Consider the following 25,201-nt stretch of genomic DNA (forward strand, 5'->3'; position numbering starts at 1 on the left):
TTTTTACATAATCACTAACCAAGATAACTATTACATTAATCAACAACATGTTATTAAACACAAAAAAGTTTATACGGATCACAATATATTTTTGAAAACGGGCTTTCAAAAACAAGTTCAGTCATTTTTATGTTTTATATTATGTCTATGGTAACCTTTATATATCATATAAATCACTACTTTTACGCAAAATAACACCTAAATAACCAATTTATGATCTATGAACAGCTAATTAACCCTAAAAGCATCGTAGTTGTAGGCGCATCTGATAACATTTTGAAACCCGGAGGAAGCGTCCTTCACAATTTAGCCACCGGAACATTCGATAAGGATTTATACGTTGTTAATGCCAGAGGAGGCTCTATACAAGGCATAAAGGCATATGTAAGCATTGAGGAAATCCCCGGAACAGACCTGGCTATCATCTCCGTACCTGCAAATCAATGCCTACAAACCGTAGAATACCTGGCCAAAGAAAAAGGGGTAAAAGCCTTCATTGTTTTCTCGGCAGGATTCAGCGAGGAATCTGAAGATGGAGCTAAATTGGAAAAAGAATTAGTAGACATAGTCAACAAAGCCGGGGCAATTATGATCGGCCCTAACTGCTCAGGCTTCTTCAATACGAAGCATCAGAGCATTTTCACCCGTCCGGTTCCAAACCTGGACCCTCAAGGCGTGGATATCATCTCCAGTTCGGGAGGAACTATTACATATATTATTGAATCGGCCATGAGAATCGGCTTAAGATTCAACTCCGCATGGTCTATAGGAAATGCGGCACAGGTAGGCGTAGAAGATATTCTGGAATTCTTGGACAACGAATTCGATCCTAAAAGCAGCCCTAAGATCAAATTATTATATCTGGAAAAAATCGCAGATCCAGACCGCTTTCTCAATCACTCAGCATCCCTCATCCGAAAAGGCTGTAAAATTGCAGCCATAAAATCAGGCAGTTCCAGTTCAGGCAGCCGGGCAGCCTCATCACACACGGGAGCCATAGCAAGTTCCGACTCGGCAGTCGAAGCCCTTTTTAGAAAAGCAGGAATCATCCGCTGCTATTCCAGAGAAGAACTCGCTAATGTAGCTGCCGTCCTCACCCTTAAAGAAATAAAAGGGAGAAACCTGGTTATCATTACCCAGGCCGGAGGGCCCGCGGTTATTCTGACAGACGCCTTATCGAAGGGAAACATTGACGTTCCTGAGATGGACAAAGAACTTGCTGCGGAACTGAAAGGACATCTTCTCCCGGGAGCTGCCGTATCGAACCCGATAGACATCATCGGCACAGGGACAGGAGAACATATGGCTATCTGTATCGATTTTTGCGAAAAGCGCTTCAAAGAAATTGATGGCATAGCCGTAATATATGGCAACCCTGGTGTAAGCAATGTCGCCGAGGCATATGAAATACTTGACCAGAAAATAAGAACATGCAGATTACCTATTTACCCGATCCTTCCTTCGGTTATCGCCGCTTCACAGGAAATGGACAATTTTGTAAAAAAAGGGCATGTAAACTTCACTGACGAATATGCTTTAGCAAACGCCCTATCGAAAGTAGTATCATGGACTCCCCCGTCGGTCGGAAAAATGGAGGATATAAAAATAGACATCCCCCGCATCAGAAATATTATAGATAATGCGCCGGACGGATATATAGACAGTGATACAATCAGGGAGTTATTTGATGCAGCAGGAATACCGCAGGTACAGGAACTGGTAACAAACGACAAAGATAAGGCTATCAACTTTGCTAATAAAATAGGCTATCCGATAGTGGCAAAATGCGTGGGCCCGGTACACAAATCGGATGTCGGAGGAGTGGTTCTCAACATAAGGTCGGATAATCATCTTGCTCTCGAATTTGACAGATTAATGAAAATACCGGCAGCTACAGAAGTTATGATACAACCGATGCTTTCGGGACAAGAATTGTTTGTAGGCGCAAAATATGAATCAAAATACGGACATATTGTCTTATGCGGGCTGGGAGGCATATTTGTGGAAATATTGAAAGATGTAGCATCAGGCCTGGCTCCTCTAAGCTTCAATGAAGCGTCATCCATGATACGTTCGTTAAGGGCGTACAAAATAATACAAGGTACCCGAGGACAAAAAGGATTAAATGAAAAACTATTTACAGAAATAATCGTCCGCTTATCTATACTGTTAAGGTTTGCTACCGAGATAAAAGAAATGGACATCAATCCACTTCTGGCAAACGAAGAGAAAGTTATTGCCGTAGACGCAAGAATAAGAATAGAGAAATTGCAGGTGATACCCTGAATCATAAAGGACAGTGTTTGCAAAAGCCGGACACTGTCTTTTCTATAAAATAGCATCCAGCCTTTGCAATGCCGCCCACATCATCGGAGCCAAAGGATCTTCCAGAGAGAAGAAACCGCCGCAACAAGACAATAAGCGAATATTCTGCCGCTATATCTGCAGATTAAAAAACTACTTAAGAAGACAAAAAATAAGTTTATTAAACAATATCGACTTTTTAGATGTTAATTAACAGTTGATTTGTTGTTTTTCCTCTTTAGAAGTATATATTTGTAGTATTATTATGGAAAACAAAGAGATGGATTTGATTAAGTATCATTCATTGTTAGAAACAGCACTTTAAGTAAGCTACAGTCTCAATATTTAGTTAGTCATCTCAAATTTAACGTACTACATTCTTAACATTATGAGAATTGGAATAGATATAGATGGCACAAGTATGCGGCTGGGAATTGTTGACGGAGGTCAAATATTCCGCAAGCTGGTAGTTCCTACAAAAGCCGAAGAATCGGAACATGCGATCATAGACCATCTGATAGAAACGATCGGAACAATCATAAACTCTAATATCCGCGGTATAGGGATAGGAGTATCCGGCATTGTCAAGACCGGAAAAGGGATTATCCAGGATGCAATCAACATTCCATCGTGGAAAAAAGTCCCTTTAAAAGATATCCTCGAAAAAGAATTCAGAATTCCGGTTTTTGTTAACAATGATTCCAACTGCTTCGCTTTTGGAGAACGCTACTATGGAGAAGGTACTCTTTACCGTGATCTTGTCTGCGTAACGTTAAGTATAGGAGTTGGAGCGGGTATTATCATAAATAACGAATTATATAACGGATACAATACGGGAGCAGGGGAAATAGGAAGTCTTCCATACCTGTACTCCGACTATGAACGTTATTGCGGCCAGAAATTTTTTGTACGGAATAATACGACCGCTAAGGAAGCTTATGAACTTGCACTGCAAGGAGATGCAAAAATGTTAGCTCTATGGAATGAACTGGGTGAGCATATAGGCAATCTCATGAAAACAATCCTTTTCACTTATGATCCTCAAGCTATTATCCTGGGCGGCAATATAGTAAAAGGCTATGAACTCTTCGCGGACAACATGTATGAAAGCGTATATAAATTTCCTTTTAAAGAAACGGTTGAGCGTGTGAAAATCCTTTTATCCAAGAGGGAAGATATCAACCTGCTCGGAGCCGCAGCTTTAGTTGTTTAGGTCAGTTATTCCGAATGTTTATTCATAAATAATTATATATAAAACCTTTAATATGAGATTAGATCTAAGTTCGCAAATTGTATTGGATAGAGTGCCTCTGCGTTACTACCGTCCGGAAAATGAATTTGAGCTATCTGCCCTGACCCGCTACGAAAAAGTACCTACCGAGATTTATGAGTCCTCTGTAGAAGCATCTTTGCATATAGCGAGAGAAATAGCCCGAAAAATCAAGGAGAAACAAGCTACAGGCTCTCCGTTCGTGCTCGGCCTTCCGGGAGGACATTCCCCTCAAACAATCTATCAGGAACTTATCCGCCTGCACAACGAAGATGGATTGAGTTTTAAGAATGTAATCGTATTTAATATATATGAATTTTATCCTATCGCTCCCCAATCGAACAGTAACCTGAAGCTATTAAAAGAATCATTGCTGGATTATGTCGATATAGACCCAAAAAATGTGTATTCGCCGGATGGTTCCGTATCGAAAGAAGAAATACTGAACTACTGCAAAACATATGAACAAACAATCCGCAATGTGGGAGGAATAGACTATCTTCTCCTCGGTTTGGGGCGTGCAGGCAACATTGGTATCAATATTGCCGGTTCGAGCATGAGTTCGCAAACGCGTCTGATCCTATTAGATGTACAGTCAAAAAAAGAGGCGGTCAACACATTCGGCTCTATAGATAAAGTTCCGGTTAGCGCTGTTACAATGGGCGTAGCCACAATCATGAAAGCGAAGGAGATCGCTCTTATTGCATGGGGCGAAGACAAATCAAAGAGCGTGAAAGATGTCGTAGAGGGAACACTTTCCGATTCCATACCCGCTTCATGTTTGCAGGCGCACGAAAATGCCAAGGTGCATATCGACCTGAATGCCGCATTTGAGCTCACCCGCATCAACCACCCGTGGCTGGTTACAAACTGCGACTGGAACAACAAGCTTATCCGCAGGGCGATTGTATGGCTCTGCTTCAAGGTAAACAAACCTATCCTGAAACTGACCAATAAAGATTATCAGGATAACGGATTAGAGGAATTATTAGCCTTATACGGCTCGGCATATAACGTGAACATCAAGATATTCAACGACCTCCAGCACACCATCACCGGCTGGCCGGGAGGAAAACCCAACGCTGATGATACCAACCGCCCGGAAAGGGCTAAACCATACCCGAAGCGTGTCATAATTTTCAGCCCGCATCCCGATGATGATGTCATATCTATGGGAGGGACATTCAAAAGGCTGGTAGATCAAAAGCACGATGTACATGTAGCTTATCAAACATCGGGCAATATTGCCGTAGGTGATGAAGAAGTCATCCGTTATGTATCTTTTCTTGAGGACGTAAGAAGAAAATACGACGCAGGCAACGATGCTTTGGAGAAGAAATATGCGGAGATACTTCAATACCTGCTCCACGACAAGGAAGAAGAAGATATAGACACTCCCGACATCCTGTTCCTGAAAGGACATATACGCCGTCAGGAAGCTACAACAGCATGCCGCTATGTGGGTATGGACACACATAAAACAACCTTCCTCGATCTTCCTTTCTACGAAACGGGACGCATCAAGAAAAACCCTATATCGGAGGCCGATGTGGAAATAGTGAAGAAATATCTGCAATCGGTCCAGCCACACGAAGTATTTGTAGCAGGAGACCTGGCCGACCCGCACGGGACACACAAGGTATGCCTGGATGCCATTCTGGCAGCAGTAGACGAACTGAAGGGTTCAGAATGGCTCAAGGAATGCCGTTTCTGGATGTATCGTGGCGCATGGGCTGAATGGGAAATAGACCATATAGAAATGGCTGTACCTATCTCTCCGGAGGAATTACGATCTAAACGGAATGCGATTCTAAAACATCAATCACAGATGGAAAGTGCGCCGTTCCTGGGAAATGATGAACGTCTGTTCTGGCAGCGTTCCGAAGACAGGAACAAGGCTACAGCAGAATTGTACCGCCAGTTAGGACTTGCCTCTTATGAAGCTATTGAAGCTTTCGTAGAATATCATCCCCTATAAATTACAGTTAAAAGGCAAACCTTTCAGGATATAAGAGCCATTATTGGAAGGTTTGTCTTATTTTTTGCCATAATATTAAAACACTGATATATCATGAGACTAATTATTCAACCCGATTACAACTCCTTATCCCAATGGGCAGCAAACTATGTGGTAGCCAAAATCAATGCCGCCAAACCAACAGCTGAACAACCGTTTGTACTGGGACTGCCAACAGGCTCCTCTCCACTGGGGATGTACAAAGGTCTGATTAAACACTATCAGGAAAAACGGGTTTCATTCAGGCATGTAGTCACATTCAACATGGATGAATATGTCGGATTGCCGAAAGACCATCCGCAAAGCTACTATACATTTATGTGGGACAATTTCTTCAATCATGTAGATATAGATGCCGCCAATGTAAATATACTCAATGGCAGCGCGCCGGACCTGGATGCAGAATGCGCTGCTTATGAGGCAAAAATGAAGGCCTTGGGCGGTGTGGACTTATTCCTTGGAGGAATAGGCCCGGACGGGCATATAGCATTCAATGAACCGGGTTCATCCTTATCATCCCGTACGCGTATCAAAACATTAACCCACGATACAATTATAGCCAATTCCCGCTTCTTCGACAATGATGTGAACAAGGTTCCCAAAACATCGGTGACGGTGGGCGTAGGTACTATCCTCGATGCAAAAGAAGTCCTGATTATGGTAAACGGACACAACAAGGCCCGGGCGCTGGCTCAGGCTGTAGAAGGCGCCGTTAATCAGATGTGGACCATCACTGCCCTGCAACTGCATCCGAAAGGAATCATCGTATGTGATGAAGCTGCCACGGACGAACTGAAAGTGGGTACATACAAGTACTTTAAAGATATTGAGAAAGACAATCTATAAAGATCTCACACCTTGTTGTTACTCCGGCAGGTACAAATGCAAAAGTAACACCTGTTCTAAGTACATGACAAAATTTATATGCTGCCCTTACAGAGCGTTTACCTAAGATCATTATTTTCCCCTTTCAAATCGCACCCTGTAAGGGCAATATATAGAGCGGCATTCTATTTTTGTCATGTATTAAGTGCCTGTTTCATTTTAGCTGATAACTATTAGCTTTGGTTATCGCACAAGTGACTTTTTCAGTTATCAGTCAACAACTCGTAAGATGTAAAACTTTGCGTCTTTGTGTGAAACAAAACAAAACGCCAGCCAACTTGTAACTCGTAACTGCCCAAAGGGCGCAGAAATAACATTCGCCGAAGCGAAGGCGAGGCAAACTTGTAACTATAAAAAAGGTAACAAAAGTAACAGAAATATCAGTTAACAGTAAGCAGTAAACAGTGAACTAACTTGTAACTCGTAACTGCTTTAATCAATCTTTCAAAGAGCGACCGGCCATCGGCCGTTACATATAGATAAATATCTTTTATATTACTGCAATATACCTCACAAATTCTTGTAACTTTACGTGTTAATATGTTTTTTGACAGGTAAAATGACTGATTTTTCACAGACCGATATAAAGTTTTTAGCCGGAGTAGGCCCCAAAAAGGCCGAGATACTAAATAAAGAACTTAATGTATTCTCGGTAGAAGACCTACTCTATTACTTTCCCTATAAGTATATCGACCGCAGCCGCATCTATTTTATACACGAAATAGATGGCAATATGCCTTATATCCAGCTCAGGGGAAGAATAACAGGATTTGAAACCCATGGAGAAAGACATAAGAAACGGCTTGTAGCCCACTTTACCGACGGTACGGGATACATAGATCTGGTTTGGTTTCAGGGAGCAAAATTTATAGAAGATAAGTACAAACTGAATTTACCCTATATTGTTTTCGGCAAACCGACCATGTTCGGAGATAAATTCAATATCGCGCACCCCGACATAGACCCGTATATAAACGAAGAAGAACGGCCGGCTGGCCTGATGCCGTATTATAATACTACGGAAAAGATGAAAAATCATTATCTGAATTCCAAAGCGATTCAGAAAATGATGGCTGCCGCCTTTACTTCCATTATAAGAAACCTGCAGGAAACATTACCCGGAAAGGTTATACAGGACGCCCGCCTGATGGATCTGAAACAGGCTATGCGAAATGTGCATTTCCCCGAAAATGCTGCACTGCTGCGGGAAGCCCAGTACAGGCTTAAATTTGAGGAACTATTTTATATTCAACTCAATATACTGAGATATACAGCCGACCGTAAGTCAAAACTGAAGGGTTTTGTATTTACAAAGGTAGGCGGCTACCTCAATACGTTCTACGAACAGAATCTCCCGTTCCCGTTGACCAATGCCCAAAAACGCATAATAAAGGAAATACGGCAGGATATGGCCACCGGCGAACAAATGAACCGCCTGTTGCAAGGTGATGTCGGCAGTGGAAAAACACTCGTAGCGCTCATGCTTATGCTGATAGCTTTGGACAATGGTTTCCAGGCGGCGATGATGGCGCCCACCGAAATACTGGCGACTCAGCATTATTACACTATCAGGGAATTCCTTGCAGGGATGGACGTGAATGTGGAACTACTGACAGGCTCTACAAAGAAAAAAGACAGGGAACGCATACACAGCGGCCTATTGACCAATGACGTGCAAATCCTCATCGGTACACACGCCCTGATAGAAGACACCGTACAGTTCGGCAATCTGGGGTTGGTAGTGATAGACGAACAACACCGTTTCGGAGTCGCCCAGCGGGCAAAACTTTGGACAAAAAACACCAATCCTCCCCATATACTGGTAATGACAGCCACTCCGATCCCGCGTACACTGGCGATGACCGTATACGGCGACCTTGATGTCTCTGTAATAGATGAGTTGCCTCCGGGACGAAAACCCATTCAGACCATCCACCAGTATGATAAGAAGCGGGGCGCGCTGTACGAATCCATCCGCAAACAATTACAGGAGGGAAGACAGGTATATATTGTGTATCCACTCATAGAGGAGAGTGAAAAACTGGACTTAAAGAATCTGGAAGAAGGCTTCGAACATATCAAAGAAGTATTCCCCGAATATACGGTATGCAAAGTACATGGCAAGATGAAGCCGAAGGAGAAAGATGCGGAAATGCAGCGTTTTGTTACTAAAGAGGCCCGGATAATGGTGGCTACTACCGTGATCGAAGTCGGTGTGAATGTACCGAACGCCTCGGTTATGGTAATAGAATCGGCGCAACGGTTCGGACTTTCGCAGTTGCACCAGTTACGAGGGCGTGTAGGACGCGGAGCCGACCAGTCTTATTGTATTCTGGTCACTCCTTACGAGTTATCGGCTGATACCCGCAAGCGTATCAACATTATGGTAGAAAGCAACGACGGGTTTGAGATAGCCGAAGCCGACCTTAAACTGCGTGGCCCGGGCGACCTTGAAGGTACTCAACAGAGCGGTATCCCCTTCAATCTGCGGATAGCTAATCTGGTACGTGACGGTGAAATAGTACAATATGCACGGGAAATCGCACAAAATATACTGGATGAAGACCCGTTGATGGAGAAGCCTGACAACCTCATCCTGCGAAAACAATTGCGCAAACTGGGAGGAAACAGGTACAACTGGGGCCAGATAAGCTGAATTCCTTATCTGACCATTTCTTTTTCCAATTTGGAAATATGGAAATCCAGGTGTTTTACTTTAAATTCTGTCTCTTCTATTTCTTTGGGTTCAACTCCTTCTTTCACCCTGAGTTTCGAAAGGTAATTATCCAGACTGGCCTTATACAGCTTAAAGTATTCCAATGCTTTAAGCTTATCTTCAAGGTAATTCTCCGCAATATTCCCAATCATATAATAGAGATTCATTTGCTGATTTTCTCCGCCATATGCCAGGGCTTTGGTGTATGAATCCACTGCTTCCTTATAATGCGAACCTTTATCATATGCCGAACCCAGGTTGCGATAATAAAGGTATAGGGTCAGGTCGGGAGGGATAGTCCTGCCTAAAAGCCGCAAAAAGTGAGGAATCGCTTTTTTGTGTTCACCCATATCATTGCAGGTCACGGCCAGGCAATAAAGTACATTGTTATTTGTCGTATCCTGCTCATATGCCCTTTCGAGAAAAGGTTGCGCATTGTAGCTGTCGTTAAGTGAATAGTATGCCAATCCGAGACTGCGGTTTACAATCAGTGAACTGTCCCCTTTTTCGTAACACTTTTCAAATTTAGCTATTGCTGTTTCATAATCGTCTATACTATAATAACTAAGGGCATTCAGCAGATTCATCTGTTGATCGGTGGTATCCATCTCCATATACACATCCGAATAGGTTACAGCCTCGAGCGACCGCCTGTTTTTCAGGCATAGGTTCACAAGGCTTGCAGCCGAGAATCCATCTTTCGGATTAACCTCCCATGCTTCTTTAAAATATATCATGGCACTATCGGCTATATTCATCTTCTCGAAGCACTGCCCCACCCTTTTCAGGGCGTTCGTCATCATATGATCTTTGCTGATATGCCGGAATAGGTCCAATGATTCTTTATATTTTCCCTGTTGATATAACAAATCGGCTTTCTGCATCTTGAAATATACATTTGCAGAATCGAGGCGGATAAGTCCGTCGTAACAATCAATGCTCGCTTGCCGCTGGGAAAGAGCCTCATAGCAAACAGCCATTTCTGTTATAATTTGCAGATCGGCAGTATATTCTTTCGATAAAGGATATAATATTTCCAGCGACCTCTGATAATCACCCAACGCTTTATAGCACAAAGCCTTCCGGATAAGCAAATCCCTTGTTTGCTCCTGTGTTTCTATATAATCCAGCGCCTTCTGATATTGAAAGCTGCGCAAATAACCGGATAACAGATTCGGGTTATCCTGAGAGAACAGATAACAGGAACAAAACAACAGGTAACACAGGATGGTCCTCAATTTCTTCATCTTTAAAATATAATTCAGACAGCTTCTAAAAAGAGAGGCAGAAAGTGCTGGTCCCTGCCTCCGTCAAATAAGTAGTATTAATGGTCAGCCTTCACATATCCTATTTTTTCTCGTCTTTCTTTAATTTGTAAACAATAGGTAATGTAAAATATACATCCACAGCCTGTCCATTCTGCTTACCAGGTGTCCACTTCGGCATGGATCTGACTGTACGTGCCGCCTCTTTGTCCATATCCGGCTCAATCCCGCGGATAACCGAAACATCGCTTATCTCACCTGTACTCCTCACAATGAAGCGGACAGTCACACGTCCCTGAATACCATTCTTCTGAGCCGACTCAGGATATTTCAAATTATTGCTGATAAATTCATGCATTGCCTGCTCGCCTCCGGGGAAAGAAGGCATCTGTTCCACCGTTATAAAAGGCATCATCTTATCATTTGGTGAACCCTCCTTCAAGGATGCCACTCCCACTTCTTTCTCCGGAGCGGCTCCATAGCCCACCACGACAATTTCATTCGGTTTACCGCCGGATTTCACCTTATCAGTATTACCGCCTGCAAGTCTGAAAACGATAGGTAATGTATAGTACACATCCACCGCTTTTCCTCCTTGCTTGCCGGGTTCCCATTTAGGCATGGATTTCACGATACGGATAGCCTCTTTATCCAATAGAGGGTCGACACCTCTTATTACTTCGATATCGGATATTTCACCTGTACTCTTTATCACATAGCGGATAGTGACTCTTCCCTGGATACCTTTGGCCTGTGCCTCCACAGGATATTTCAGGCCATCCGCGATAAAACGCTGTTGAGCGTCCAATCCTCCGGGAAATGAAGGCATCTGTTCTACCGTCACATATACATCACCTTTCTTTTGAGGCGCCTGATTACCATCCATCACTTCGGTTATTCCATCTATCGAGAAATTATCTAAAGACGTGGTTGCCTGTACAGCATTGCCTAAAAGCAATGCCGTGCCTACCGGAATAACCAACAGGTATTTTATGGATGTAAATATTGAGCTTTTCTTTTTATTCATCATCGTAATTCTTCTTTTTAGTTGTGATACATTGAAATTATTAATAAGTGGTATACCGGTACTTCTATTTGAGACTTGTAATAATATATATTGATATTCCTTTGAGTCGACTCCCGATTCCAGTACTCCTTTATCTGCCAGGTACTCCAGGTTCAGTTTTATTTCTTTCTTCAGTAACCACGCGAACGGGTTCCACCAGAAACAGATACATAAGATTTCGGATAGTACTACATCGATGGAATGATACTGATTCACATGCACTTGCTCATGTGCTATTATCTCGGCCAATTCGAACGGATTGTGAGCATCGGAATTAATAAAAATCCAGTTAAAGAAAGAAAACGGAGAAGTCCGCCTGTCTTTCATTTTTATGATGCGGTACGTAGATAGTCTTTCAGTCTCATTTGCCACCCTTAGCTTAACCAAGCTGAATAACTGTATTATAAATTTAACGGCATAAAAAGCCGATACAGCAGCAAGTATTACCAAGACAACAGACCATATACCCATTGTCGCCTCCATCGAAGTCTCCGCATCAACGGCGCTCCCGACTTCAATATCTGACAGCCAGTATGTAGGAATCTGTACAGAAGTATTACTGCTGGCAGGCATTTCTATCGCAATAACAGGAAAAAAAAGGGAAAAAAGGATAGCGGAAAAGAAATAGGCTCTTCTTAGTTTAAAGAATGTGTCTCTTTTCAGGCAAAGCATATACAAGCCATAGAACAGCGCCAGAGCAACTGACACCTTAATAAGATATATTAGAATTGTGTTATCCATGGTCGCTCAGATTATAGTTAACTTTTCCCCTTTTCTATCATCTTCATTATTTCCTGTAATTCCTCCGGAGATATTTTTTCCTCTTTTACAAAGAAAGAGACAAGCTCTTTGTATGAGTTTTCAAAATAACTTTTCACCACATTCGACATAAATGCCTTCTTATACTCATCTTCTTTGATCTTGGGAGTATATACCCATACATTACCATACTTCTTAGAGTGCAGGTATCCTTTCTGCTCCAGATTGCGGACAATAGAAGCAACTGTTGTATAAGGAGGCCTGGGATCGTCCATTTCATTTATAATATCTTTTACTACACATTCGCTAAGCTGCCAAATATGCAACATTACTGATTCTTCCTGGTGAGTAAGCTTTTCCATAAAATACAAAATTGACGTAAATCTACTATTTTTTCGTAAATATACGGATATTTTTTTATTTGCAAAATATATAAGCCTTTTTTAAAGGTCCGGAATGTTAAAAATCAACAGTAAAGATTCTCAAAAACAGATCATTCAAAAGGATAAATCATACGCCAGCTTTGTCAAAAGTAGCATAAGTACCACTAACAGCATAGGCCTGACGATTTTTTGCCCGTTCTTAATAGCCAGTCCGCTACCGATATAATGCCCGGCGATAGCGCATAAGGCGGCAGGTATTCCCACAACAAAAAGAACCTTTCCTTCTGCAAGAAATACAATTAACGATGCTAAATTCGATGTCAGATTAACCAGCTTCGCATTCCCCATACTCGTCAGCAAATCCAGTCCCAGAACCGAAGTATAAGCCAAGATAAGAAAAGTGCCTGTTCCGGGGCCGAAAAAACCGTCATATCCGCCGATAACAAAGCCGATCAGAGACGACAGCGTGATTATTCTGGCTTTCGAAAAATTTTTCGAAGCTATGTTCGAAAAATTCTTTTTCTTAAAAACAATGACGGCAATAACCGGAATACCGGCAATAAGGATATATCGCAGAATTCCGGCATCGAGACAAACCGCAATTTTAGACCCTATGGCGGAGCCTATAAATGCAAACAAGATGGACGGTATTGCACTTGTCAGGTCATAACTCTTATTCCTGATAAAACGCATTGTACTGAAAAATGTACCTATACAGCTGCTGAACTTATTCGTTCCCAATGCAAAATGAGGAGGCAGGCCGGCGACATTATAGGCCGGCAATGAGATCAGGCCTCCCCCGCCAGCAATACTGTCGATAAATCCGCTGATAAATATTAAAGGACAGATTATTAGCAATTGCTCCGTATAATCCATTATCCCGGTGTATAGTTTATAGTCATTTGCATACAAGATGGCCGGCTAATCATTATTAACTATCGGATATATTACTTCATTACTTCACAGCGGCCAACACCTTATTCTTCAGTGCAGTAGCCACAAATTCTTTCAGATAGAAAGGTTCGAAATAAGCCACATTTACAAAATCTCCGGCGGCATAGGCCTCCTCAGCCAGACCAATCATATTGAAAGCACGCGGATAGACATTGTCTAAGAACAAAGCCGCTTCACTTTTCAATACAGCCTTACATTTTTCCGCGCCATTACCAAAGAAAACAATCCTCTCCTTGCCAAGATAACCGGCAAAAGAATTTTCGTCAATAATATCGGCACTAACAGGGCGAACTTCCTGTAATTCTTTATTTAACAATACATCGTACACTTCCATCCGGCGGGCATCTATCATCGGACAAAGCAACGTATAATCCTGTAAATCTTTCATTTTAGATACGCCGTTTGCCATTATTTTTAAAGAATTAAGGGCAATCAACGGGATATTCAGCCCAAAGCAAAGCCCCTTCGCTTCCGATACACCAATACGAAGCCCTGTATATGAACCGGGACCACAACTTACCGCCACAGCATCCGGTTTCAGATTCTGCGCGCGAAGCATTTCCATTGCTTCATCTACAAATGTACCCAGTAAAACCGCATGAGAAGGACCCTTCGTTTCTTCTTTTTGGAAAACCACCCGCCCGTCTACGGACACCGCTACGGAACACACTTCTGTAGCTGTTTCTATATTTAATATGCAAGGCATAATCTTGTATTTCATTTAATTCAGAAACAAAATTACATAATTTCTGACAAAAGTATTTCATTCACAAAGAATCAGATGTACAATTTAATTCTTTTTTGTACATTTGAAATTCCGAATAATAACCGGGATAATAACATTCCAAGCCCGTTAATGTTTGCCCGGCAATAGAAATTAAAGAAATAAATTATATATGAGTAAGAACAAAGCTCCGCACAAAACCGATAAGAGAAAATCAAAAGCAGATATAGTAAACAGCGTCGTAAATTTTTTCAATAGAAACTCAACCGAGTCGTTCAGTCCTAAACAAATCACAGAAAAGCTGGGATTCAAAAAACCTGCTGAAAAACAATTAATCACAAATATACTGTACAACCTGCTCGAAGACGACTTCATCGTAGAACCTGTACGCGGAAAATATAAATCGAACAATCGCGGGCTCTTCCTCGAAGGTACATTCGAAAGAAGGAGTAACGGAAAAAACTTTTTCAAACCGGATGACGAAAGCAATAATATCTTTATAGCCGAACGAAACTCGGCGCATGCCATGAACGGCGACCGTGTAAAAATACAAATATTGGCCAAACGTAAAGGACGTGATACGGAAGGCGAAGTACTGGAAATACTCGAACGTAAGCAAACAACCTTCGTAGGCACACTGGATGTTCAGAAACAATTCGCCTTTCTGGTAATGGACAGTAAAATACTGGCTAATGACATATTTATACCCAAAGACAAACTGAATGGAGGTAAAGACGGAGACAAAGCTCTGGTAGAAATAGTGGAGTGGCCTCAGAAAGCAAAGAATCCGATAGGGAAGGTATTGGACATACTGGGACAGGCCGGAGAGAACAATACAGAAATGAATGCCATCTTAGCCGAATTTGGCCTGCCATATAAATATCCTGAAAAAATAGAAGCTTTTGCCAACAAGATACCGGATGAAATCACCCCGGAAGAAATCGCGAAACGTGAAGATTTCAGAAATACACTCACATTTACAATAGACCCGCGCGATGCGAAAGACTTCGATGACGCCCTCTCTATCAAACAGGTTAAGAATGGCCGTTGGGAAGTCGGGGTACACATCGCCGATGTGACACACTATGTGCAGGAAGGCGACATTATAGACAAAGAAGGCGAAAGCCGGGCCACATCTATTTACCTGGTCGACAGAACGATCCCTATGCTTCCTGAGCGGCTCAGCAACGGACTGTGTTCGCTTCGTCCGCACGAAGACAAATTATGTTATTCAGCCATATTCGAACTCGATGACGACGCGAATATAAAGAAGAGCAGAATTGCCCGCACAGTCATACATTCCGACAGGCGCTTTACGTATGAAGAAGCGCAGGACATTATAGAAACCGGCGAGGGCGACTACAAGGACGAAATGCTGAAATTGAACGACCTTGCTAAAAAGTTACGGACAAAACGTTTCGATAACGGAGCAATCGCGTTCGACCGCCATGAAGTCAGATTTGAAATAGACGAAAAAGGAAAACCAATCAGCGTATATTTTAAATATGCTAAAGATTCGAATAAGCTGATCGAGGAATTCATGCTTCTGGCTAACCGTACCGTTGCCGAATTCATCGGGAATGTACCGAAAAATAAGAACGCAAAAACATTTGTTTACCGTATCCACGACCTGCCGAATGCGGAAAAGATGGAGAACCTTTCTGAATTTATCCGCCGGTTCGGATATAAAATAAAAGTGGACGGATCGAAAACGAATGTATCAAAATCTATCAATCACCTGTTGGACGAGGTAAGCGGAAAGCCGGAAGAAAATCTGATCTCTACCATTGCCATCCGTGCCATGGCCAAAGCGATATACTCTACGGTCAACATCGGACATTACGGGCTGGCATTTGAGTATTACACTCACTTTACCTCCCCTATCCGCCGTTATCCCGACATGATGGTTCACCGTTTGCTTACCCGCTATATGGATGGCGGACGCAGTGTGAGCAAACAACTTTATGAAAGCAAATGCGAACATAGTTCGGAAATGGAACAACTGGCCGCAAATGCCGAAAGAGCATCTATAAAATACAAACAGGTAGAATATATGTCCGACAAACTGGGACAGGTATTCGACGCTGTTATTTCAGGAATCACAGAATGGGGCCTATATGCCGAAATAAATGAGAACAAATGTGAGGGAATGATTCCTATCCGCGATCTGGATGATGATTTCTACGAATTCGACGAAAAGAATTATTGTTTGCGCGGACGCCGCAACAAACGAACCTACAGCTTGGGCGATCCTCTGAAAATAAAAGTAGCACGGGCAAACCTTGAACGTAAACAACTGGATTTTGCCTTGGTAGAGTAAACATACAAAGCAGCACGCCATTTTGATGTTAAAACCGGCGTGCTGCTTTGCTTAAATACTTAAAATGGCTATTTTCGTAATCTATATACCGTTAACATTATTTCTAACAGATACATAAGAAAATGACACAAAAACCTTCAGGAAGACTATTGTCTCTCGATGTACTCCGTGGCATCACTATCGCCGGAATGATAATGGTAAACAATTCCGGTGCGGGAGAATACACCTACGCCCCGCTAAAACACGTTGCATGGGATGGGTTAACCCCTACCGACCTCGTATTTCCGTTCTTTATGTTCATCATGGGAATATCCACTTATATTTCCCTTCGGAAATTTAATTTCGAGTTCAATACTCCGACTCTTCTCAAGATACTCAAACGCACCATTGTCATATTCTTAATCGGACTGGGACTTTCGTGGCTCGGATTATCATTCCGTACATACCACATGCTGGAAGCTGACAACCTGGGATTCTGGGAGCGCTTTTTCAGGTCAATAACGGACTTCGACCATCTCCGTACGTTAGGGGTGATGCAACGGCTGGCCTTGACTTACGGCGCTGCATCCATTATAGCTATTACCGTAAAGCATAAATACATCCCGTATATAATCGGCACAACATTGATCGCCTACTTCCTGCTTCTTCTGTTTGGAAACGGGTTCGAGAAAAGTGAAAACAGCATCGTATCCATAGTAGACCGGGCTATACTGGGAGTGAATCACATGTACAAAGATTCGGGACTGGCTCTAGACCCCGAAGGGCTGTTAAGCACCATTCCGGCCATAGCCCATGTCCTCATCGGATTCTGTTGCGGTGAGCTCATAATGAATACCAAGGACAATGACAAACGGATATCCCGGCTGTTCATTGCCGGAACGATACTCACTTTTGCCGGATTTTTACTCAGCTACGGATGCCCTATCAACAAGAAGATATGGACGCCTACATTCGTTTTGGCAACATGCGGGCTGGCCTCCCTCCTCCTCGCCTTGCTGATCTGGATAATAGATATAAAAGGGCACAGGAAATGGAGCGTTTTCTTCGAATCATTCGGGGTTAACCCTCTATTTATATATGTTATGGCCGGAGTACTGGGCACGCTGGCCTATCAGGCGGTATTCCCGTACAATGGAGAATACATCTCAGCCAAAGGGTATATATATTCCGTTCTGCTCCAACCATATCTGGGCGATTATTTCGGCGCCTTGATATATGCTCTCGTTTTTGTAGGCCTTTGCTGGATCGTAGGAAATATTCTTTATAAGAAGAACATCTATATAAAAATATAATCGCGATATTTTTCAAAAACTGATCCGATGCAATGCATCAGGTGACCAATAAAATCTAATACAATATTTTTCGGTTGCAACATACGGGAAACGAATCAATATGTGCCATTCGGGATATAAAGGGCAATATTGTTGTAACAAACGATGGCACTCAGCCTCACGATAGCTTGTTTAGTAACTTCGTTTATAATAGAAACGGCGACCCTATCGGTATCTGCAAAGACGCTTCTTATAGAAATATATTTGAAAATATAAGAAATATTACTTTGTAGGTTTTATCCCTAAGAAAATGAGTCTTGTCATACTGAACTTTGAGAATATCCAATAAATTAATAATGGAATGAATAAGGCAAAAACAAATCTAATCAGAATGTTAGGCGTATAATATTGAAGTATATATAGCTGTATAAATTGATGTAGATACATTATCGGCATTGAGGCTTTACCCGTATAAGATAGGATATTTGTAATAAATCTATATTTTGATATTTGTTGAGATAAAAGAACAATACCTAATATTAGAATTATGCCAAGCAAAAAGGAAATTACGGGTACACCATAATTAGTATATTTTATATTGATTGAAACAATGGGATATAAAAAACATACAATCATTGATATAGCGGATAGGGATACAATTAATATCTTTTTACTTATTATTACATTCTCATACTTCTTTATTAAATACCCACTCGAAAAAATCGGCAGGGTGTATAATAAAAGGTTCAAAGCCCACGGTAATGAAAGTGTTTGAAAAAATATATAGTTCACGTATGCAAGTAATAAAAATAAGCAAGCAATCAAGATTAAAAGCCTTTTATTGCATTTGGTAAATAGAAAATTAAAGAATTGTTGTGTAATAAAAAAGCAAGTAATAAACCAAAATATCCCTGTCCAGCCTGCAAGTTTTGTACCTCCCCATAGAAATAAAAAAACTGAATGCTTTAGATTATAGTAAATGTAATTAGTTCCATATTGAAACATAAAAATAATCAATAAAAAAATGAAGTAGGGAATTAATAGAGAAATACTCTTATTATAAAGATATTTAGCGCATTTCCTTTCAGGCTTATATAGATAGCCGCTAATAAAAAAGAATAAAGGCATATGAAAAAGGAAAATGAATTTATGTATAAATCCATCATTAATAATATGTGCTATAATAACACAAATTATACCAATACCTTTAAATATATCTATCCAATTAATTCGATTATTCACATAGCAAAAATAAATATTAAAAGCGATTAATTATGCTTTAAATACTGTTTAATTATCTTTGTGCAAATCATATCTCTTTATTGTAGATGTGATTTGCATTTTTTTTGTACTTTTTATTTTGAAAAACTGGATTTTTCATTTTCGCGATTATATATGTGCCCCCGCATTCAACAATATTGTAACAAATTATTTTCATTACTTTATTTCAAACTTTAAGATTATTTCCCTAATTTTAGAACTTAAAAAAACAACAAATACAAACAAACCATTTTAATTTATTAATTTTTTTAAACCTTACACTATGAACAAGTATTCCATTAAGGCTTTCATTGAAGAAACAGCACAAGACGAGTCAAAAAACGACTTTTTCCAATTAGAGAGCCCATACATGCTTGAGCTTAATATCAACAACCAAATGGTAATGTTGAAAAAAGGAGCAATGGTAGCTTATACCGGAAACGTGAAATTTGAAAGAGAAGGTATGCTGAGCAAAGGTATCGGCAACCTGCTTAAAAAAACCATGTCGGGTGAAGGCACCACAATGATGAAAACAACAGGTACCGGACGCATTTATGCAGCCGACGTAGAGAAAAGAGTGCGCATCTTATACCTGGAAAACGAATCTATCAACGTGAACGGCAATGATATCCTTGCACACGAAGAAGGAGTTAAATCGGAAGTAAAAATGATGAAAAGTGTTGCCGGCATTATGGGTGGAGGTTTATTCCAGGCACGCCTGAGCGGAACCGGACACATTGCCATCACAACTCACGGCAATCCGATGACACTGATCGTTAAACCGGGACAGCCTGTATTCACAGATCCTAACGCCACAGTAGCATGGTCAGGCAACCTGACCCCTCAGATGAAAACCGATATTTCCCTTAAAACATTTATTGGACGAGGCAGTGGTGAAAGCTTCCAGATGATGTTCGAAGGCGAGGGCTGGGTGATTATTCAACCTTGCGAAGAAGTGTACGGAGCTCCTCAGTAAACATTTATCTCAGATAATTATAGGAACGGGACAACGGCAGTTTTCCCGTTTTTTCTTTTTTAGACATTTAAAATACCATCATTATGATAGACAATCAACTGATTTATGCTACTTTTGCAGTTTAATAACAATTTAGAGTAAAATCATCTATGAAAACGGTGACTATTAAGGATAAAGAATTTGATCTTTTTCTCACGGAAGAAGTTATAGAAAAAGCGATTGACAATGTAGCTGCCAGATTGAATAAAGATTTGGCCGGCAAAGACCCTTTATTCATTTGCGTGCTGAACGGTTCGTTTATGTACGCCTCTGAATTGATGAAGCGTGTATCTATTCCTTGTGAAGTATCTTTTGTAAAGATGTCGTCTTATAAAGGAACTTCTTCGACAGGGAAAATAAAAGAAATATACGGGCTGGAAGAAGATATTAAAGGCCGTACAGTTGTCATCGTGGAAGACATAGTAGATACAGGTTATACAATGTCATTAATGCTCGAACAATTGGTTTGCGACGAGCCGGAAGAAATACTGGTAACTACACTTTTGCTCAAACCCGACGCTTTGAAGTACGACATCAAACTGGACTATGTAGCATTGGAAATACCTAGTGATTTTATTGTTGGTTTCGGTCTCGATTACGACGGATACGGGCGTAATCTTCCCGATATATATAAAATAAAGAACTCTTAAATATAAATCTTGCAGGCCATACTCTTACAAACCGTATAACCGGAGCCTGTGACATGTAACTTAATTAATATGTTGAATATTATAATCTTTGGAGCGCCGGGCTCAGGAAAAGGTACTCAAAGCGAGAACCTCATCAGGAAATATAATCTGGCGCACATCTCTACCGGCGATGTTTTACGCGCCGAAATGAAGAACGGTACAGAACTAGGCAAGTTGGCGGAAGGCTACATCTCGAAGGGGCAACTGGTACCCGACGATGTAGTTATCGGTATGCTGGCAAATGTGCTGGACAGCAAGAAAGATGCTTCCGGAGTTATCTTCGATGGCTTCCCCCGCACCATTGCTCAAGGCGAGGCTTTGGAAAAGATGCTGAAGGAAAGGGGGCAGGATATCTCTGTTGTCGTTAGCCTCGAAGTGGACGAACCGGAACTGATAGACCGCCTTATCAAACGCGGACAACAATCGGGACGATCAGACGATAACCTGGAAACAATCAAATCCCGTCTCGACGTTTACAAAAATCAGACATCCCCATTAAAAGAACATTATAAAAACACAGGTAAACTTGCCTCTATAAAGGGTGTAGGCACTGTGGAAGAAATCTTCGGTCTTATAGCTGAAGCTGTAGACAAAGTGAAATAATATTATTGTAGTTACGAGTTACAAGTTACGAGTTACAAGCCGCTTTACTTGTAACTCGTAACTTGTAACTCGTAACTTATAGCTAAATATGGCAGATTCAAATTTTATAGATTACGTCAAAATTTATTGCCGTTCGGGCAAGGGTGGTAGAGGATCGACTCACTTCCGTCGTGAAAAATACATACCTAAAGGTGGACCTGACGGCGGTGACGGTGGTGACGGTGGTCATGTGATACTACGTGGCAACCGGAACTTATGGACATTGCTCCATCTGAAGTTTCAACGCCATATTCTTGCAGGACACGGCGAAAGCGGTTCCGGCAGGTTAAGTTCCGGTAAAAAAGGCGAAACCAAGATAATAGATGTCCCTTGCGGAACAGTGGCCTATGATGCCGAAACGGGAGAATATCTATGTGATGTAACCGAAGACGGACAGGAGGTTATCATGCTGAGAGGGGGCAAGGGCGGCCGTGGGAACAACCACTTCAAAACGCCGACCAATCAGGCGCCGCGATATGCTCAACCGGGAGAACCGTATCAGGAACGCAGAGTGATATTAGAGCTCAAAGTATTGGCCGATGTGGGGCTGGTCGGATTCCCGAATGCCGGCAAATCTACTTTACTCTCGGTCATGACTGCTGCAAAACCCAAAATAGCCAACTATCCGTTTACTACACTGGAACCGAAGATCGGAATTGTCAGTTACCGTGACTACAAATCGTTTGTAATGGCCGACATTCCGGGCATTATAGAGGGAGCAAGTGAGGGGAAAGGCCTGGGATTGCGTTTCCTGCGACACATTGAGCGGAATTCATTATTATTGTTCATTATAGCTGCCGACGCGGACGACATTCATCAGGAATACAGGGTTCTGCTCAACGAACTGGCTCAGTTCAACCCCGAATTACTGGATAAACGACGGGTACTGGCCATATCTAAATCCGACATGCTGGACGAAGAACTGATGGAAGCTCTGGAAGCCGATCTGCCGGAGATACCTCATATATTCATCTCATCCATTACAGGCTATAACCTTGTGGCACTGAAAGATTTATTGTGGCGTGAACTGAATGCTGACGGAGAATATCAGAAATCATTCAATATAACACATCGCAATCTGGATATTAAGACAGTAGAGTTTGATGAAGAGGATGACTCTATACCGGAAGATGATTACGAGGAAGAGGACTGGGATGAAGAAGACGAAGTGGACGGATTCTTCTACGAGGAGGATGAAACGGAATAATTCAATTATAGAATAGAATAAGGCCTGTAGAATATTTTCCACAGGCCTTATTTTTTATTTCATTATCACGAAAAAACGTTCTTAGCTGCTTCCTTTCCTCTTTTCAGAGATTCTTTCCTCAACCTATAAGTATCTTTCAATGACTGGAGTCTCATTTTTCCCCGGTTTATATTTCAAAGCCAAAGCGTGTTTACGCTGCCCTTTTCGTTGTCCCGGAATCGTTCTGTCGCGCCTAATTGCCTGAAACTGTTTTTTCACCTCCCTCTTCAAGTCTTTGATTTGTGCGGTTTGTTTAAATGAAAGCTGCAAATCTTTATAGACCTCTATATTGTTATAATACAAAGATCCATCTCCCGTTTGCGCATATGTAGCGGATGAAGAGGCAAGAATAAATAATAATAACAAAATCTTTTTCATAACTTTATGTAGTTTAATAAATTCATTATAAATAAGTAAAGAAGGCGTCCGGTATAACATTATTCAAATATAACCGGCCATTGTTCTTTCAGATACAAAAAAAACAGGTCTGCGACCTTAAAAGAAAGCATTTAACTATGGAATATTTCTCTTTAAATAATATCGGACTTTTCCGTTTCTCTATATTTCCCCAGTCTGATCTGTTCCATTTTTCGTCCAGCATAAAAGGCGGGGTTAGTACAGGCGCATACAGTTCCCTCAATCTCGGCCTGTACTCAGGTGATAATCCGGAACATGTAAAAGAAAACAGAGAACGCATTGCGAATGTGGCAGGCGTTCCTGTAGAAAATCTGTATATACCCTGCCAGACTCATGATGACAAAACATTCATTGTAGACGAACAGTTTTTAAATCTTAATGATGAGGAAAAAGAAAAGAAGCTATATGGCATCGACGCCCTTATCACAGACCGGAAAAATATATGCATAGGAGTTACTACCGCCGACTGTGTACCGGTACTGATATACGACCCGCACAAGGAAGTATTGGCTGCCATACATGCCGGATGGAAAGGTACTGTTGCGCGGATTGCGGAAAAGACAGTGATAAGGATGACAGAACATTTTGGCTCCAATCCCAAAGACTTACTTGCCGGGATAGCTCCATGTATATCACAGGAGCGTTTCGAAGTGGGTGAAGAAGTAGTAGAAACCTTTCAGGAAGCAGGTTTTCAAATTGAGGATATTGGTTACCGGAACACCGAGACCGGAAAAATGCATCTGAATTTGCAACAGGCAAACAAACTGATTTTAAATGATGCAGGCATACCGGCACAGAATATTGAAATTGCAAACCTCTGTACCTATTCAAATCCTCAGCTATTTTTCTCTGCGCGGCGTCAGACCATTCATTCAGGACGGATGGTTACAGGTGGTATATTAAAATAATTATTTTGTATTTTTGCTATCTGATAAACATTTTAGAATAAAAAACAAATGGCTCACCCTATACTTTTACCTCCCGAATGGTATCCCCAAAGCGCAATACAACTGACATGGCCTCATATTGGAACCGATTGGGAATACATGATCGAAGATGTAACCGCCTGTTATGTAAACATAGCATACGAAATATTAAAGAGGCAAAAGCTTGTCATTGTATGCTATAGTGCAGAAAGCGTAAGGTTTGAATTGAGGGCGCACAAAGAATTGTTTGGCAACCTCACTCTGATTGAATTACCTACAAACGATACCTGGGCACGTGACCATAGCGGCATCTCGGTTATTAAGGACGGCAAAAAATATGTATATGATTTTACGTTCAACGGATGGGGCTTGAAATTTGCCTCCAATTTTGATAATCAGATAACCCGGGGATTATTTACAGGAAAGATATTCGCTTCTGATGTGGAACTGATAAATAAAAAAGATTTTGTACTCGAAGGCGGAGCAATCGAATCGGACGGGAAAGGAACCCTGCTCACCACATCAGAATGTTTATTATCTCCAAACAGAAATTCATACCTTTCGAAAGAAAGCATAGAAGAATATCTGAAAGAGACTTTTGGCCTCAGCAGGGTACTATGGCTCGATCACGGCTATTTTGCCGGGGATGATACGGATAGCCACATCGACACTCTTGCCCGCTTTTGTGACCAGCATACGATAGCCTATGTAAAATGTGAGGATACATCGGACGAACATTACGATGCCCTTGCTAAAATGGAAGAGCAACTCAAAACATTTACCGATTATCAGGGAAACCCATACAAACTGGTAGCTTTACCTATGGCAGAACCTGCATATGACGAAGATAATCAAAGATTACCCGCAACATATGCCAATTTCCTTATTATGAACAATGTGGTATTATTACCGTTCTACAACGACAAGGAAAGGGACGAAGAAGCCCGTAAGCAACTGCAAAAGGCTTTTCCGGCAAGGGAAATCATCGGTGTGGATTGCTCGCCGCTGATAAGGCAACATGGTTCCCTGCATTGCATTACAATGCAGTATCCCGAAAGTTTTATATAACATA

The 25,201-nt window shown here is 41.5% G+C and carries 20 protein-coding genes; 13 read left to right on the forward strand and 7 right to left on the reverse strand.

Annotation, left to right across the window (positions count from 1 at the left end; translation table 11 throughout):
* Nucleotides 1-213 precede the first annotated feature (213 nt).
* The 5 genes from ACFO6W_RS19665 (at nucleotide 214) to recG (ending at nucleotide 9,132) form a co-directional block, all read left to right on the forward strand.
* Nucleotides 214-2,286: an acetate--CoA ligase family protein gene (locus ACFO6W_RS19665; protein ID WP_379999599.1), complete on the forward strand. Its 2,073-nt coding sequence runs from the start codon at nucleotides 214-216 to the stop codon at nucleotides 2,284-2,286.
* A gap of 406 nt (nucleotides 2,287-2,692) precedes the next feature.
* On the forward strand, nucleotides 2,693-3,517 hold the full coding sequence (locus tag ACFO6W_RS19670) for an ROK family protein (protein WP_379999601.1): 825 nt from the start codon (nucleotides 2,693-2,695) through the stop codon (nucleotides 3,515-3,517).
* Between the two features lie 52 nt (nucleotides 3,518-3,569).
* A complete protein-coding gene (locus ACFO6W_RS19675; RefSeq protein WP_379999603.1) occupies nucleotides 3,570-5,552 on the forward strand; it encodes a glucosamine-6-phosphate deaminase in 1,983 nt (660 codons plus the stop codon).
* Between the two features lie 93 nt (nucleotides 5,553-5,645).
* Nucleotides 5,646-6,437, forward strand: coding sequence for a glucosamine-6-phosphate deaminase (nagB, locus tag ACFO6W_RS19680; RefSeq protein ID WP_379999605.1), 792 nt, complete (start codon nucleotides 5,646-5,648; stop codon nucleotides 6,435-6,437).
* Between the two features lie 598 nt (nucleotides 6,438-7,035).
* On the forward strand, nucleotides 7,036-9,132 hold the full coding sequence (gene recG, locus ACFO6W_RS19685) for an ATP-dependent DNA helicase RecG (RefSeq protein ID WP_379999607.1): 2,097 nt from the start codon (nucleotides 7,036-7,038) through the stop codon (nucleotides 9,130-9,132).
* Nucleotides 9,133-9,137: 5 nt separating this feature from the next.
* On the opposite strand, the gene ACFO6W_RS19690 is transcribed toward recG, so the two are convergent.
* From ACFO6W_RS19690 to tsaB, 5 genes are all read right to left on the reverse strand, one after another.
* Complete coding sequence (locus ACFO6W_RS19690) at nucleotides 9,138-10,439, reverse strand: tetratricopeptide repeat protein (RefSeq protein ID WP_379999609.1); 1,302 nt, start codon at nucleotides 10,437-10,439, stop codon at nucleotides 9,138-9,140.
* 100 nt (nucleotides 10,440-10,539) lie between these two features.
* Nucleotides 10,540-12,264 (reverse strand): TonB family protein, encoded by a 1,725-nt coding sequence (locus tag ACFO6W_RS19695; RefSeq protein WP_379999611.1) that lies wholly within the window; start codon nucleotides 12,262-12,264, stop codon nucleotides 10,540-10,542.
* 17 nt (nucleotides 12,265-12,281) lie between these two features.
* On the reverse strand, nucleotides 12,282-12,644 hold the full coding sequence (locus tag ACFO6W_RS19700) for a BlaI/MecI/CopY family transcriptional regulator (RefSeq protein ID WP_379999614.1): 363 nt from the start codon (nucleotides 12,642-12,644) through the stop codon (nucleotides 12,282-12,284).
* Nucleotides 12,645-12,779: 135 nt separating this feature from the next.
* On the reverse strand, nucleotides 12,780-13,541 hold the full coding sequence (locus ACFO6W_RS19705) for a TSUP family transporter (protein WP_379999616.1): 762 nt from the start codon (nucleotides 13,539-13,541) through the stop codon (nucleotides 12,780-12,782).
* Nucleotides 13,542-13,620: 79 nt separating this feature from the next.
* Entirely contained in the window at nucleotides 13,621-14,325 is a 705-nt protein-coding gene (gene tsaB / locus ACFO6W_RS19710) for a tRNA (adenosine(37)-N6)-threonylcarbamoyltransferase complex dimerization subunit type 1 TsaB (protein ID WP_379999618.1), read from the reverse strand.
* A 190-nt stretch (nucleotides 14,326-14,515) separates the two neighbouring features.
* Between tsaB and rnr the strand changes: the two genes are divergently transcribed.
* Nucleotides 14,516-16,663, forward strand: coding sequence for a ribonuclease R (gene rnr, locus ACFO6W_RS19715; protein WP_379999620.1), 2,148 nt, complete (start codon nucleotides 14,516-14,518; stop codon nucleotides 16,661-16,663).
* Between the two features lie 122 nt (nucleotides 16,664-16,785).
* On the forward strand, nucleotides 16,786-17,955 hold the full coding sequence (locus ACFO6W_RS19720; RefSeq protein ID WP_379999622.1) for an acyltransferase family protein: 1,170 nt from the start codon (nucleotides 16,786-16,788) through the stop codon (nucleotides 17,953-17,955).
* Nucleotides 17,956-18,216: 261 nt separating this feature from the next.
* Here ACFO6W_RS19720 and ACFO6W_RS19725 read toward each other — a convergent pair whose 3' ends face one another.
* Entirely contained in the window at nucleotides 18,217-19,176 is a 960-nt protein-coding gene (locus ACFO6W_RS19725) for an acyltransferase family protein (RefSeq protein ID WP_379999624.1), read from the reverse strand.
* A gap of 301 nt (nucleotides 19,177-19,477) precedes the next feature.
* Here ACFO6W_RS19725 and ACFO6W_RS19730 point away from each other — a divergent pair, with 301 nt between their 5' ends.
* From ACFO6W_RS19730 to obgE, 4 genes are all read left to right on the forward strand, one after another.
* Nucleotides 19,478-20,170, forward strand: coding sequence for an AIM24 family protein (locus ACFO6W_RS19730; RefSeq protein WP_379999626.1), 693 nt, complete (start codon nucleotides 19,478-19,480; stop codon nucleotides 20,168-20,170).
* Nucleotides 20,171-20,319: 149 nt separating this feature from the next.
* On the forward strand, nucleotides 20,320-20,859 hold the full coding sequence (hpt, locus tag ACFO6W_RS19735) for a hypoxanthine phosphoribosyltransferase (RefSeq protein WP_379999628.1): 540 nt from the start codon (nucleotides 20,320-20,322) through the stop codon (nucleotides 20,857-20,859).
* Nucleotides 20,860-20,928: 69 nt separating this feature from the next.
* Entirely contained in the window at nucleotides 20,929-21,501 is a 573-nt protein-coding gene (locus ACFO6W_RS19740) for an adenylate kinase (protein WP_379999630.1), read from the forward strand.
* An 88-nt stretch (nucleotides 21,502-21,589) separates the two neighbouring features.
* Entirely contained in the window at nucleotides 21,590-22,747 is a 1,158-nt protein-coding gene (gene obgE / locus ACFO6W_RS19745) for a GTPase ObgE (protein WP_379999632.1), read from the forward strand.
* A gap of 123 nt (nucleotides 22,748-22,870) precedes the next feature.
* Here obgE and ACFO6W_RS19750 read toward each other — a convergent pair whose 3' ends face one another.
* Entirely contained in the window at nucleotides 22,871-23,164 is a 294-nt protein-coding gene (locus ACFO6W_RS19750) for a hypothetical protein (RefSeq protein WP_379999634.1), read from the reverse strand.
* 137 nt (nucleotides 23,165-23,301) lie between these two features.
* Here ACFO6W_RS19750 and pgeF point away from each other — a divergent pair, with 137 nt between their 5' ends.
* Both pgeF and ACFO6W_RS19760 read left to right on the forward strand, forming a co-directional pair.
* On the forward strand, nucleotides 23,302-24,111 hold the full coding sequence (gene pgeF, locus ACFO6W_RS19755) for a peptidoglycan editing factor PgeF (protein WP_379999636.1): 810 nt from the start codon (nucleotides 23,302-23,304) through the stop codon (nucleotides 24,109-24,111).
* Nucleotides 24,112-24,159: 48 nt separating this feature from the next.
* Entirely contained in the window at nucleotides 24,160-25,197 is a 1,038-nt protein-coding gene (locus ACFO6W_RS19760) for an agmatine deiminase family protein (protein ID WP_379999638.1), read from the forward strand.
* Nucleotides 25,198-25,201: the final 4 nt, after the last annotated feature.

Source organism: Dysgonomonas termitidis (assembly GCF_042654545.1).
GTDB lineage: Bacteria > Bacteroidota > Bacteroidia > Bacteroidales > Dysgonomonadaceae > Dysgonomonas > Dysgonomonas termitidis.

What these genes read in the sequence shown, in the direction of transcription:
- ACFO6W_RS19665 (WP_379999599.1), top strand. Translation starts at nt 214, where the DNA reads ATGATCTATGAACAGCTAATTAACCCTAAAAGCATCGTAGTTGTAGGC.
- ACFO6W_RS19670 (WP_379999601.1), top strand. Translation starts at nt 2,693, where the DNA reads ATGAGAATTGGAATAGATATAGATGGCACAAGTATGCGGCTGGGAATT.
- ACFO6W_RS19675 (WP_379999603.1), top strand. Translation starts at nt 3,570, where the DNA reads ATGAGATTAGATCTAAGTTCGCAAATTGTATTGGATAGAGTGCCTCTG.
- nagB (WP_379999605.1), top strand. Translation starts at nt 5,646, where the DNA reads ATGAGACTAATTATTCAACCCGATTACAACTCCTTATCCCAATGGGCA.
- recG (WP_379999607.1), top strand. Translation starts at nt 7,036, where the DNA reads ATGACTGATTTTTCACAGACCGATATAAAGTTTTTAGCCGGAGTAGGC.
- ACFO6W_RS19690 (WP_379999609.1), bottom strand. Translation starts at nt 10,439, where the DNA reads ATGAAGAAATTGAGGACCATCCTGTGTTACCTGTTGTTTTGTTCCTGT.
- ACFO6W_RS19695 (WP_379999611.1), bottom strand. Translation starts at nt 12,264, where the DNA reads ATGGATAACACAATTCTAATATATCTTATTAAGGTGTCAGTTGCTCTG.
- ACFO6W_RS19700 (WP_379999614.1), bottom strand. Translation starts at nt 12,644, where the DNA reads ATGGAAAAGCTTACTCACCAGGAAGAATCAGTAATGTTGCATATTTGG.
- ACFO6W_RS19705 (WP_379999616.1), bottom strand. Translation starts at nt 13,541, where the DNA reads ATGGATTATACGGAGCAATTGCTAATAATCTGTCCTTTAATATTTATC.
- tsaB (WP_379999618.1), bottom strand. Translation starts at nt 14,325, where the DNA reads ATGCCTTGCATATTAAATATAGAAACAGCTACAGAAGTGTGTTCCGTA.
- rnr (WP_379999620.1), top strand. Translation starts at nt 14,516, where the DNA reads ATGAGTAAGAACAAAGCTCCGCACAAAACCGATAAGAGAAAATCAAAA.
- ACFO6W_RS19720 (WP_379999622.1), top strand. Translation starts at nt 16,786, where the DNA reads ATGACACAAAAACCTTCAGGAAGACTATTGTCTCTCGATGTACTCCGT.
- ACFO6W_RS19730 (WP_379999626.1), top strand. Translation starts at nt 19,478, where the DNA reads ATGAACAAGTATTCCATTAAGGCTTTCATTGAAGAAACAGCACAAGAC.
- hpt (WP_379999628.1), top strand. Translation starts at nt 20,320, where the DNA reads ATGAAAACGGTGACTATTAAGGATAAAGAATTTGATCTTTTTCTCACG.
- ACFO6W_RS19740 (WP_379999630.1), top strand. Translation starts at nt 20,929, where the DNA reads ATGTTGAATATTATAATCTTTGGAGCGCCGGGCTCAGGAAAAGGTACT.
- obgE (WP_379999632.1), top strand. Translation starts at nt 21,590, where the DNA reads ATGGCAGATTCAAATTTTATAGATTACGTCAAAATTTATTGCCGTTCG.
- ACFO6W_RS19750 (WP_379999634.1), bottom strand. Translation starts at nt 23,164, where the DNA reads ATGAAAAAGATTTTGTTATTATTATTTATTCTTGCCTCTTCATCCGCT.
- pgeF (WP_379999636.1), top strand. Translation starts at nt 23,302, where the DNA reads ATGGAATATTTCTCTTTAAATAATATCGGACTTTTCCGTTTCTCTATA.
- ACFO6W_RS19760 (WP_379999638.1), top strand. Translation starts at nt 24,160, where the DNA reads ATGGCTCACCCTATACTTTTACCTCCCGAATGGTATCCCCAAAGCGCA.